An 11,983-nucleotide genomic window follows, 5' to 3' on the forward strand; every position below is an offset into this window, starting at 1 on the left:
TACATCATAAAATGCTTCCTACTCTTGCAGAATTTGGCGCACAATTTCCTGTATTTATAAGAAAAATAGATAGCCGTGCCCGCTGGAACCCTGAAGGATGTAACAGCATAGAAGAACGAGCTAATCGAGTAGCTGAGAGACTATTTACAAAAGATGTGTATAGTATTTGGCGAGTAACCTCAGATTTAGAGTTTTATGGGGTAATTGCATCTCTAAGTGCGACAAGAAATCCAAGGAACCAAGACATTGATTTTATTTGGATAACAGAGGAGGAATTACAAGAAGTTGGTATAACTATTGAAAAAAAAATAGAAGGAGATTGTCTATATGTTCAAAAACTACACTTTAATACTCGAATTGATAATGATACAGCCAAAAGGTTATGCTACAACCTTTTGACGAAAGGTAGAGAAGCAAATCGCTGTAAAAAAAATCAGACTATTCAAATTCTTGAATATCAAGAAAAACGTGGATGTAAAGCAGTTAAAAGTAACCTTATTCAATGTGAGTGTGAGACAATGATGGTGATAAACTAAAGGGTATTTATCTCTGCCTGTTCGATTGATTGTTCCAATAAGTTTAGGGTAGCAGCCGCAGTCTACTTCTATTAGATCAAATCATTTTGGGAAAACGCACTTCCCGAAATGCGATCGCCTGATGCGGATGCACTTTGCCGCACTTGAATCTCGATCCAGAATTCGGTTCCTTTTCCCAACTCCGATTCGCACCGCAGTATGCCGCCATGTTTTTCTACGACTATTTGATAGCAGATCGATAAGCCCAAACCCGTGCCTTTTCCTACTGGCTTCGTTGTGAAAAACGGATTGAACAATTGTTTTTGTACCTCTGGTGTCATTCCAGATCCGTTGTCAGCAATTCGGATCGCAACGCGATCGGGTGGCAACATTTCCGTGCGAATTGAAATGGTAGGCGATCGGGAAGATAATCTCCCCTGTTCCAAAGCATCGTTCGCGAAGCGTGACTCCAAAGAGTCAATCGCATTAGCTATAATATTCATAAACACCTGATTCAGTTGTCCAGCATAACACTCTACCAAAGGCAGATTGCCATACTCTTTAATCACCTCAATAGCGCTACAATCTTGTTTTGATTTCAGGCGATTTTGTAAAATTAACAGCGTATTATCAATGCCTTCGTGAATATCCACTTGCTTCATCTCCGCTTCGTCGAGACGAGAGAAGTTCCGCAAGCTAAGCACAATTTGACGAATGCGTTCTGCACCTATTTTCATCGAAGAGAGCATATTAGGCAAATCTTCCACAAGAAAGTTTATATCCGTGTCTTCAGTATGCTGCTGAATTTCCAGATCGGGGTTGGGATAGTGCTGCTGGTACAAGCGCACGAGTTGAAGTAAATCTCGAACGTATTCATTAGTGTGAGTTAGGTTGCCGTAGATAAAATTAACTGGGTTGTTAATTTCATGCGCCACTCCCGCAACCAATTGCCCCAAGCCGGACATTTTTTCAGTTTGAATCAGTTGAACTTGTGCTTTTTGAAGTTCTTGCATCGCTTGCTCTAATTGTTTTGATTTCTCGCGTTCCCGCACTGAAGCGAGGCGCAGATCTTCTTCGGCTTGCTTGCGTTCGGTAATGTCATTATTAATTTCTAGCTTGGCAATTATGTAACCCAAATCGTCGCGTTGTAAAGTCCAACGGCTGGCTACAATAATTTGCGTACCATCCCGTTTCGTCTGAATTAGTTCGCCTTCCCAATGACCTTCCTGTAGAAATATTGCCATAACTTCTTCGAGAGGTTTCGGAAAAACAGTCTGCAAGAATGTATGGATGTACTGACCCACACATTCAGTTTTTGTCCAGCCATATAGCCGTTCTGCACCCTGATTCCAATAGGTGATTTTATCTTCAAGATTTTGAATGATGATGCTGTCATTAGCTAAGTCGAGCATCTCCATATTTTGCTGCAATATTTTCAAAGTTTCGCTGAGTTGTTTGGCTTGTGCTGTACGTTGCTGAACCAGTTGTTCTACTTGGAAAGTATGACGCAATGACATCATCATATAGATAGTTATAAAAGTTGTTAATAACAAGCCGATCGAGAGCGTTAAACCCGCCCCCCAGTAAGTTTGGATGCTGAGGTATCCCGGCGTAGGAAGCAGGAGGATAGACCACTGGCGATCGGCAAGTTTAAGCTTGCGGGTACAGAAAACTAAGTTTTTCCAGCAAAGCGATTCCACGCCAATCTTTACAGGTATTTCGCGGTTTATATCTGTTACAAGCTGCTGATTTTCCGATTGGTAGAAAGACAGAAAGCGGTCTTTTACCGCTGCCGAATCGTCGAACAAATAAAAATTAATATTGTCTAATTCCAATTCCGGTAAAGCAGCTTTGACAATATCGGCAATTTGAAAAACGGCTGTGGTAACTCCTAAGAAGTTCTGGCGACGAGATTGCAGGCTATTGAGGGAAGCACCGTTAAGATAGATAGGTTGATATGTTAAAAAGCTGAGTTGTTTAGTTGTAACGAGTTCGATTCGTCCGGTACTGCTCATTGCTCCTGTATCGCCTGCCTTTTTCAAAGGAGAGCGACGCATGGAGTCAGAAATGAGGTCTAAGCCTAAGGCTCCATTCTGGTTAGACAATGCGCTTGTATAAGTAACGGGAAAATATTCCAATCGCTCTCCGGCTCTAACCATCTTACCTTGGGAGGATCGTTCTTGAATCTGGAAATTGGCATAACCTTCGGCTCGAATTGCTTGCTCGAAAACTTGTCGATCTTTTGCCAATACACGCTGCGACCAGCCAAATGCAAAGATGCTGGGATACCTAGTCAGGAAGTCTCGAACAAATATTTCAAATTCCTGCCGATCGACTTTTTGAGACCCCCTATAAAAGTTGCCAGTTGCTCGGAGCGTTCCCAAATTGGTATCGATACTTTGCTGTAAGGCTGTTGCCAGCTTATCTGCTTGATTCTGGAATTGAGTTTTTCGGTTTTCTCTTTCCCAGTTTCCTACAGTTAGGCTAGCGACAAAGGATGAAAAGATTCCCGCGCACAGCATCAGCAACGCAGGAGTGTAGCGACGCTTTCTAGGTAAAGCCATTTGGGTTAATTTAGCCTTTGCTCAATCGAGCTGTAGTATAAAGAGTCGATCTCCTCTAGTTTAGACGATCGATTCCGCAACACTACCTCAATGCTATTGGAGTTGCTGGCAGAACGCATAAAGGGAGAACTGCTGACGCGATCGCACTTTTGTAAAGTTTTGAGCGATCGCGCTAAAAAATCTATGAGTCTGATTCTTTCTCCTGTGCTGTTACACGGTTTGCCTTCCCCAAGCGATAAGCTGTCAGGGGACTGTGGCGGATGTCTTCTTCTGCTTGTGCGATCGCTTTATCGAGTAACAGATTCAGATCGTCGTACATACGGACAACTTCTCGCAGTTTCTCGACATGGCGCTTTCTCGTTTCTGGATCGGGAATTCTGGGTCGATCATTCATAATAAATTCCAATTCTTTTATACAGTAGTGGCAGTTTCACTTTGAAGCACTTTTGAGGAAAGTACGATCGCTTTTTTTAATTTTACAGATCATTTTTATCCTGCTCGCGTAGACGCACACCGAGTTCTTTTAACCGTGCATGACGACGCGCTTCTTCTTTTTTTTGCTTCTCTCTTGTTTTTATAGCTTCATTCTTATTTGGTGGTCGATATTCGATTGTATTGTTGTTTTTTGCTTCTTCTTTATTCCGATTTCCTTTTCTACTAATTTCTGCTTTCAAAATAGCTGCCTTTATAGCCATTGGTGCATTTATAGCCATTTCTTTTAACTTCCTTGCTTCTTCCCATTCCCAAGCATCACGTTGTTTCAGCACATCTTCGATATTTCGATTTACTTCATTTATGTAATAAGGACTACCAGGTATTACGATATCAAACTTATGACTATTGACTTTAGTTTTAGGCTTTGGTTCCCCGCCCTGGATATGAGCCGCCATTATTCCTGAAGGTGATAGTTCCTCCGTTAACTCGACAAGTATATGAATTTGAGGTTTTACATCTTTATAAAGGAAGAGTATTTCTTTTATTTTATTAAAAACGCTTTCTTCTTCTTCCTTATTATTATCTCTTAAGTACTTAGCAACCGCTGGATTAGTACATTCATTTCTTTTGGTTGAATATAAACAAAATTTCTTAACAATGTCTCCCTCTGGCAATTTATTTAAGTTTACATCTCCTTCAAGACCCAGCTTGTAGGCTTCAGAAACGAATAGGTAAGTAATTCTATGATTCTTTATTTTCTCGACAATACCGCTTTCCGATATATCGAATTTTAAAGTTTTTTCGGCAAAATGAGATTTACGAATTAGTCTAACTCCTCCAACCTCAACAACAAAAAGCTGTATATGTTGGTTATTTCGTAATCCAGCTTCCTCAATATATCGTTTGCGTATGGCTGTTGGTGTTAGGGTTTTATCCGTAACTTTAGGTATAATTGAAGGAGCTATAGAAGGCAAAGGCCACTCTTCTTCTTCATGGGGTTCATCTTGTACCCTCGGTTGTGAATTGTATTCATGGGGTGGGTTGGGTGACATTATTACTTCTTTAATAATTCTTTCAGGGATATCATCCGGTGTTGTCACGATGACGCTATATTTATAACTCGATAAACACCGATAATGATAAAGCTTGAATCGAAGCTTTTCCAAATAGCCTGGTTCTTCTGCCATTCCAGACCCTATATGCTCCCAAATAAATACCCGCTTTCCATGCTTAACAATAAAGTCTGGATGACAAGAACCTTCATCAAATGTCATAAATGCTTCGTACTCATACTCAAGTCCAGCCTTGAATAAGGCATTAGCAATAGCTACCTCACCTTTAGAACGAACCATGTCCCCCTTTAGTGTGGTGTGGATTAAATCCTTAGAGTATTTATCTCGCATACTGATAACTATTAGTAGAGAGAGATCGTTATCAATACATTACACTGAACTACATTTTGGCCTCCAGCGTAGTTTCACGGATATTTTAAAAAATAATTAAAAATTTCCGACTTCAGCGGTAAAGCTGAAGGATCGCGATCGCAGCACCATCACTTCCACATCAAAACAACCGAGATACAGGGCAACTAAAACCTGGCAGTAATGGTGAACTTAACTCATCATTACTAAATAAAGTTTCCACTAATTGCAACTTAGCACTTTCACGCCTGTAAACCTCTATTTTTTGTAAACGCCAATCGGCAATCCAATATTCTTGCACCCCTCTGGCTGAGTACAATTTTAATTTTGCTTCTCTATCTCGGCGTTCGTTTTCTTTCCCAGCCGATAACACTTCTACTATTAACTCTGGTGCGCCTGTCAAATGTCCCGATTCATCTACCAAAGTTGCTAACTTTTCATTGCTAATCCAAATCACATCCGGCTCGACATTATCAGCATCAGAGAAAATAATGCCGGGATTGATGAATGCCTTCCCCAGTTTAGTAGCTTGCGACCAGGTTTGTAACTCAAAGTGGAAATTCCCACAAGTGCCTTGGTGACTGAGGTGGGGGGATCTGGACATAAACAATTCTCCATCAATAATCTCATAGCGCGTGCCGTTGTCTGGCAGAAGTTCCAAATCTGCCGTAGTCCAGCGCACACCTTCATTTACTGCTTGGCTCATAGAAGAACTCCTACTGCATAATTCTATATTATATAGTACCTGTTTTTTTATTGAAGCGCCTCACCTTTCCACCCTCTTGACATTAATGTAGTATATAGGTAGTATACAAGCATTGCCGGATAAGTGGCAAGATATTTTCATCGCTCTAGCAAGGAGCAAGTCCTATGATTCCCCTCGAAAAAATTCGTAACATTGGTATTTCTGCCCACATCGACTCTGGTAAGACAACCCTATCGGAGCGGATTCTTTTCTACACTGGCAGAATCCACAAAATTGAGGAGGTGCGTGGCGGCGGAGACGGTGCCACGATGGACTTTATGCAGCTAGAGCAGGAGAAAGGAATTACCATTACTTCTGCCGCTACAACCTGCATTTGGAACGATACACAAATCAATCTCATCGATACTCCCGGTCACGTAGATTTCACCATTGAAGTTGAGCGTGCTTTGCGCGTTCTCGATGGTGCAATTATGGTGCTTTGTGCTGTTGCTGGCGTGCAGTCCCAGTCTATTACGGTAGACCGACAAATGAAACGCTATCGCGTTCCGCGCATTGCTTTTATCAACAAAATGGATCGTTTGGGTGCAGATCCATTTCGCGTTGTCCAAGCGCTGAAAGATAAGCTGAATTTGAATGCTTTACTGCTTCAGTATCCGATTGGAAGCGAGGATAAGTTTGTTGGTGTCATCGATTTAATCGAGATGACGGCGAATTACTTTGAAGGAGAAAACGGAGAGGATAGAGTTGTTCAACCTATTCCAGAAAACCTGCGAGAAGAAGCAGCAATAGCTAGGGAAAAAATGCTCGATCGCCTTTCGATGTTTTCCGAACAGATGATGGCGAAACTGCTGATGGATGAAGAGGTTCCTAAAGAAATGATTTGGGAAACTATTCGACAGGCAACATTGAGTCTTGAGCTAACTCCCGTTTTGATAGGTTCTGCCTTCAAAAATAAGGGAGTGCAAAACTTGCTGGATGCGATTACTTTGTACTTGCCATCACCAATTGATAGGGAGGTAGTGAAAGCGTTTGATATTAAAACAGAGGAAAAAATTAATGTTTTTGCAGACAGAGATGCTCCACTTGTGGCGCTAGCTTTCAAAATTGCCGATGATGAACAATCGGGACAATTGACTTACACGCGCATCTATTCGGGAACGCTGCGAAAGGGAGAACGCATTCGCAATACCCGCACCACAAAATCAGTTTCCGTAGGACGGTTTGTGCGAATGCACGCCGACAAAAGGCAAAATATCGAAGTTGCCGCAGCGGGTGATATTGTGGCATTAATTGGTGTTGATTGCGCTTCTGGGGATACTTTCTGTTCGGAAGGAATAAATGTTTCTTTGGAAGGAATGTTTGTTCCCGATCCGGTAATTACTTTGGCAGTTACGCCGAAGCATAAAGAAGATAGCGATCGCATCTCGAAAGCACTCAACCGTTTTATGCGCGAAGATCCGACTTTCCGCGTCAGCATCGATCCAGAATCTAAGGAAACTCTGATTTCGGGAATGGGTGAATTGCACCTGGAAATCTACATCGAACGCATCAAGCGCGAATACAAAGCGGAAGTTTATGTTGGCGATCCGGCGGTAGCTTATCGTGAAACAATTTCCCAGTCAGCAACTTTCGATTATCTGCTCAAAAAGCAGACAGGTGGTTCCGGTCAATTCGCTCATGTAATTGGTAAAATAGAACCTTGCCAAGCAGCATTCGCGTTCGAGAACAAAGTCGTCGGCGGTGCGATTCCCAAGGAATTTATCCCCGCTTGCGAGAAAGGTTTCCGCGATGCAATTAACAGCGGACTTTTAATCGGTTATCCGGTAACTGGGGTAAAGGTAATTCTGGAACACGGTAACTACCACAGGGAAGATTCTTCGGAATTAGCATTTCGATCTGCTGCTCATTTTGCCTTTGAACAAGCATTCCGAAAAGCTAACCCGATTATCCTCGAACCGATTATGCTGGTGGAAGTGGAAACACCAAATGAGTATGTCGGACGAGTGCAGGGAGATATTTCTTCTCGTCGCGGTTTGTTGTTAGGTTCGGAGACAATGCAAGGATATTCTGTTATCCGTGCAGAAGTTCCGCTGAAGGAAATGTTCGGTTATTCGACAGCTTTGCGATCGATCACGTCTGGACAAGCTAGCTTCACAATGGAGTTTGCAGAATATCGGCAAGTTCCACCCACTTTGCAACAGCAATTGGTTGCACATGGCGTAAGATGACCTCTCCCCCAACCCCTCTCCTGCGAGGAGAGGGGAGAAAAGAAACCGGGTTTCTGGACTCAAAGGTGCAAGGAGAGGGGAGTAATTTTTTCCTAATTATGGATATGCTTGAAAATAACTTAACTGATTGGAATTTCATCAGCTATGACAAAATTCCTGAGACTCCAAAACAATGGAATCTCACGGAATCGGATTATCGAGCTTTTAAGAAAACCGATTGGGTGGTAACAGAAAAGATTCACGGCGCTAATTTTGCGATCGTCACCGATGGCGAGAATGTTCGCTTTGCCAAAAGGAAAGAATTTCTGCCGCCAGATGAAGATTTTTTTGGCTTTAAATCCCTGGAAAGTCAATTAGTCGATCAAGTTAAGGAAATTTTCATGATTATCCAGGCGGAAACTTCACTTTCGCCGATCGTTTCTGTTTATGGCGAATTATTTGGGGGAGAATATCCCCACCCAGAAGTTTCTCCCATTCTCAACGTGCAAGCTGTCCAAACAGGCATTTATTATTCTCCAAAAATTGAATACTGTGCCTTCGATATTGCCATTGTAGAATCTGGCAATTCATCTGCACGTAATTATACGGATTATAACAAAGCCATGAAAATCTTCGATCGAGTAGACATGATGTGCGCTCAACCGTTGTTTATTGGCAAATACGAGTCAGCCATTACTTATAATATAGAATTTGATTCTACTATACCTGCCTTGTTAGGATTACCGAAGTTACTATCACCCAATAAGGCAGAAGGTGTGGTGATTAAACCTATCCAATCAATTTATTTGGAAACTCCGAAAGGAATAATTCGACCGATACTAAAGAGAAAAATAGCAGAATTCGCCGAGGATAGCCGATTTCATCAAGCCAGAAAATGGAATCATCCGATCAACCCAACTACCAGCCAACCTTTGAGTTTAGAAACTGAGTTAGAGCGGGAAATGCTGGCACTGGTAACGCCAAATAGGTTGAACAATGCAATCTCGAAAATTGGTAGGCTTGACCGAGGCGAAATAAAAAATAAAGAGATGCTTCTGCAATCGTTTGTAACTGATGTGCTAGAAAACTTTAATGAAGATTATGCAGATATTTTCAGCAGTATTAACGAGGGAGATAAGCAAAACATGATAGAGAGATTAAATCGAGAGGCGCAAAGATTAATTGATAATTACACTAAATAAAAGTTATAAAAATTTACATGAACATCATCGTCGCTACCTAAAAACTTATTCTACAGTTAAGTGGTAGAACCTTTATATGCTCAAATCCACATCTCGTAATTTTACAGGGGTTAAAGATGTCCATTGTAAAGCGGTGTTTGGCAGAGTTTATAGGCACATTTTGGCTGGTTTTTGGTGGTTGTGGTAGTGCGGTGTTAGCAGCAACCTTTGTAGCAGACGCGGCAAAAATAAGTCCCGATATATCATTTCCGCTAGGTATTGGATTAGTTGGTGTTTCCCTGGCATTTGGTTTGACAGTGCTGACGATGGCTTGTGCGATCATTCTCCTGGTAAATATTCCTTGCTAGCTTGCTTCCTGACAGAATTTGTCCTCACTTTTATCTTTTTACTGATCATTTTGGGTTCTACCGATCGCCGTGCGCCCCAAGGTATTGCTCCTATTGCTATTGGTTTTGCACTAACGCTAATTCATTTAAAATGAACTCGGCACGCACTCGCGTTCGCCCCTACTGTCAAGAGTCGCCTTGGCGGTTGCTATAACTCCTGTTCGCGTAGCGTGTTGTAGGAAAGTTCTTTTATTTGAAGCGATCGCTCTCCGTCCAATCATCGCATTGTTATGATGAAAATGGATAAGATTGTGAGTGGAAAAAGAGGTTGGATTTCCTTGCGTCAACCCAAGCTAAAAGGAAGGGCGATAATGCTGCGGATCGCTTACGCGAACGCGCTAGCTGCTGTTTGCATTTGCTGCCAAACTGCTGCTTGGATTTTGGCATCAAAGTCAGGAGCGTCTACAATCGTAATAATATATAGTAATTAGTCGCAATTCCATTGTTTGCTATGACGCTGAAAGAATTAGAGCCTCAACTGCTGGCACTCTCTGACGACGAAAAAGCTCAAGTCGTTCAACTCCTATCCCAGGGCAAAATTAATCTAGGGCGCGGTATTGAAAAAACGCCTGGTGTTTGTGGTGGTAGTGCTTGTATTGTTGGAACTCGCATCACCCTTTGGGGACTTGTAGAAGCTCGTCGCATTGGATATAGTGAAGCCGATTTACTCACTAGCTATCCATCGCTTTCTGCTACTGATATTGCAAATGCCTGGGCTTATGCTAAAGCTTTCCCGGAGGAAATTGAAACAGAAATCCGGGAAAACGATCGAGTGATGTACGAGGATTTGTAGTAGATGGCGCGTCTCTATGCTGATGAGCAATACCCATATCCTGTTGTAGAATTTCTGCGAGCTTTGGGACACGATGTTTTAACTGTTCAAGAAGCAGGTAAAGCAAATCAGAGAATTCCCGATCCGGATGTCGCATTGTTATTATAAAAATGGATAAAATTATGCTAGTCTAGAATAAATTTATAAACTTTGTTTCATTTTGAATAGTACATTCGGGAAAGTTATCATGTCATCCCTAGAGAGTGCAGCAGCAATTCCTTCAGATTTGATCTGGCGCTTAAGCTTAGATCGGTATCATAGTATGATTAAAAATGGTATTCTTACGGACGAAGATCCGGTAGAATTGTTAGAAGGCTGGTTAGTTTTCAAAAGGCCAAAAAATCCCCCACATAGAGCAGCAACTCGCCTTGTCAGAATCGCGATCGAGAGCATTTTGCCTTCAGGATGGTATGTCGATTCGCAAGAACCGATCGCACTATTTGATAGCGAACCAGAACCGGATGTTGTTGTTGTTAGAGGAGATACTCGACAGTACCTCGCTCGACATCCGGGTGCTGAAGATATTGCCCTTGTTGTCGAAGTAGCCGATACGACCCTTCAACGCGATCGCTCTTTAAAGAAACGCATTTATGCTCGTGCTGGCATTCCAATTTACTGGATTGTAAATCTCCTCGCTCGACAGATTGAGGTATATACTCAGCCATTTGGAGAAGCCGAACATTCAGATTATGCCACACAACAAAACTATGGGCTAGAGGATGCGCTGCCTTTAGCGATCGAAGGATTTGAGATAGGAACGCTCTCTGTAGATTCTCTATTGCCTTAACATTAATCGCCGATTTCGCGATAGCGATCGCACTTTTTTTGGTAGTGCGATCGCGCAGCGTGCCGTAGGCAATCGTTCTTCTTCCAATCATCCCATTGGCATGGTGGAAATGGATAAGATTGTGAGGGAAAAAAGAGGTTTGGTTTCCTTGTATTAACCCAGTTTAGTACCTCAATAGTTTGAAGATATTTTACAGTTGTCCAAAGTTTTGAATAGAGTGCAGGTAGGTTATGCACCTGGGACGGATCGTTAATTCTGACAACCCAGCCATTGAAGAGTTCTTGAACTGTGATAATCGTGATGGCAAACTGATGCTTTGCCGCATTAGCGATCACTTGGGGATGATTGTAGAGAATCAGTGAAACGCAATCGGTATCCAAAATATATTGACACACCAAAAGACACCTCTACAGGTAATAGGAAGGATCGACTTCCGATTCATCATCTGAGGTTCGTTCGGCGCGAATTGACGAGCTAATTGCTGCAAAATCGGCATCGTCTTTAAAGACACCTGCAAATTTTTTCCAGGTTGGTTCTGAAGTCTGAATCGGCACGTTCCATGAAATCGCTTCCATATTTTTTAGCCGTTCTAAAAAAGTAGCTTGAATTTGTGCGATCGCCTCTTCTCTTGTTTCTGCTTTCACTCGACAGTCGGGAAACTCTCTGACAGATGCCGCAATTTGCCCGGATGTCAGTGCTTCTAGCAGGAGTGTGACTTTGAGGTTGGTGAATGGATCGGACTGCGACAAGTCTAGGTTCATCATGTTAATTTTTGAAAGACTAATTATGAGCTTTAACTTTATTATACCGCAGATAGCGATTGCACTTTTTTTGGTAGTGCGATCGCTCTTTGTCCAATCATCATATTGTTATGGGAAAAATGGCTAAGATTGTGAGTGGAAAAAGAGGTTGGGTTTCCTTGGGTTAA

The 11,983-nt window shown here is 42.1% G+C and carries 14 protein-coding genes; 8 read left to right on the forward strand and 6 right to left on the reverse strand.

Annotation, left to right across the window (positions count from 1 at the left end; all coding sequences use genetic code 11):
- Nucleotides 1-11: 11 nt before the first annotated feature.
- On the forward strand, nt 12-536 hold the full coding sequence (locus tag LAY57_RS08700) for a hypothetical protein (RefSeq protein ID WP_249066015.1): 525 nt from the start codon (nt 12-14) through the stop codon (nt 534-536).
- Between the two features lie 71 nt (nt 537-607).
- Here LAY57_RS08700 and LAY57_RS08705 read toward each other — a convergent pair whose 3' ends face one another.
- From LAY57_RS08705 to LAY57_RS08720, 4 genes are all read right to left on the reverse strand, one after another.
- A complete protein-coding gene (locus LAY57_RS08705) occupies nt 608-3,079 on the reverse strand; it encodes a CHASE domain-containing protein (protein ID WP_249066016.1) in 2,472 nt (823 codons plus the stop codon).
- Nucleotides 3,080-3,260: 181 nt separating this feature from the next.
- Nucleotides 3,261-3,473, reverse strand: a complete 213-nt coding sequence (locus LAY57_RS08710; RefSeq protein WP_249066017.1) for a hypothetical protein — start codon at nt 3,471-3,473, stop codon at nt 3,261-3,263.
- A gap of 82 nt (nt 3,474-3,555) precedes the next feature.
- Entirely contained in the window at nt 3,556-4,866 is a 1,311-nt protein-coding gene (locus tag LAY57_RS08715) for a hypothetical protein (protein WP_249066018.1), read from the reverse strand.
- A gap of 211 nt (nt 4,867-5,077) precedes the next feature.
- On the reverse strand, nt 5,078-5,641 hold the full coding sequence (locus tag LAY57_RS08720) for a Uma2 family endonuclease (RefSeq protein WP_249066019.1): 564 nt from the start codon (nt 5,639-5,641) through the stop codon (nt 5,078-5,080).
- Between the two features lie 164 nt (nt 5,642-5,805).
- On the opposite strand from LAY57_RS08720, the gene fusA reads away from it, so the two are divergent.
- The 7 genes from fusA (at nt 5,806) to LAY57_RS08750 (ending at nt 11,055) form a co-directional block, all read left to right on the forward strand.
- Complete coding sequence (gene fusA, locus LAY57_RS08725; protein ID WP_249066020.1) at nt 5,806-7,869, forward strand: elongation factor G; 2,064 nt, start codon at nt 5,806-5,808, stop codon at nt 7,867-7,869.
- On the forward strand, nt 7,866-9,050 hold the full coding sequence (locus LAY57_RS08730; RefSeq protein WP_249066021.1) for an RNA ligase family protein: 1,185 nt from the start codon (nt 7,866-7,868) through the stop codon (nt 9,048-9,050). Before fusA ends, LAY57_RS08730 begins: the two co-directional genes overlap by 4 nt.
- A 116-nt stretch (nt 9,051-9,166) precedes the next feature.
- Nucleotides 9,167-9,397: an aquaporin gene (locus LAY57_RS36165; protein WP_338022379.1), complete on the forward strand. Its 231-nt coding sequence runs from the start codon at nt 9,167-9,169 to the stop codon at nt 9,395-9,397.
- The gene (locus LAY57_RS36170) at nt 9,391-9,531 is read left to right on the forward strand and encodes an aquaporin (protein WP_338022380.1); all 141 of its coding nucleotides are present in this window, start codon (nt 9,391-9,393) and stop codon (nt 9,529-9,531) included. The genes LAY57_RS36165 and LAY57_RS36170 overlap by 7 nt, the downstream gene beginning before the upstream one ends.
- A gap of 356 nt (nt 9,532-9,887) precedes the next feature.
- Complete coding sequence (locus LAY57_RS08740) at nt 9,888-10,229, forward strand: DUF433 domain-containing protein (protein WP_249066022.1); 342 nt, start codon at nt 9,888-9,890, stop codon at nt 10,227-10,229.
- 3 nt (nt 10,230-10,232) lie between these two features.
- Nucleotides 10,233-10,376 (forward strand): DUF5615 family PIN-like protein, encoded by a 144-nt coding sequence (locus LAY57_RS08745; RefSeq protein WP_249066023.1) that lies wholly within the window; start codon nt 10,233-10,235, stop codon nt 10,374-10,376.
- 79 nt (nt 10,377-10,455) lie between these two features.
- Nucleotides 10,456-11,055, forward strand: a complete 600-nt coding sequence (locus tag LAY57_RS08750; protein WP_249066024.1) for a Uma2 family endonuclease — start codon at nt 10,456-10,458, stop codon at nt 11,053-11,055.
- Nucleotides 11,056-11,057: 2 nt separating this feature from the next.
- Here LAY57_RS08750 and LAY57_RS08755 read toward each other — a convergent pair whose 3' ends face one another.
- The gene (locus LAY57_RS08755) at nt 11,058-11,450 is read right to left on the reverse strand and encodes a PIN domain-containing protein (protein WP_249066025.1); all 393 of its coding nucleotides are present in this window, start codon (nt 11,448-11,450) and stop codon (nt 11,058-11,060) included.
- Nucleotides 11,451-11,462: 12 nt separating this feature from the next.
- The gene (locus tag LAY57_RS08760; RefSeq protein WP_249066026.1) at nt 11,463-11,819 is read right to left on the reverse strand and encodes a hypothetical protein; all 357 of its coding nucleotides are present in this window, start codon (nt 11,817-11,819) and stop codon (nt 11,463-11,465) included.
- Between the last annotated feature and the right edge of the window lie 164 nt (nt 11,820-11,983).

The sequence above is a fragment of the Argonema antarcticum A004/B2 genome (assembly GCF_023333585.1).
In the GTDB taxonomy this organism is placed as follows: Bacteria; Cyanobacteriota; Cyanobacteriia; order Cyanobacteriales; family Aerosakkonemataceae; genus Argonema; species Argonema antarcticum.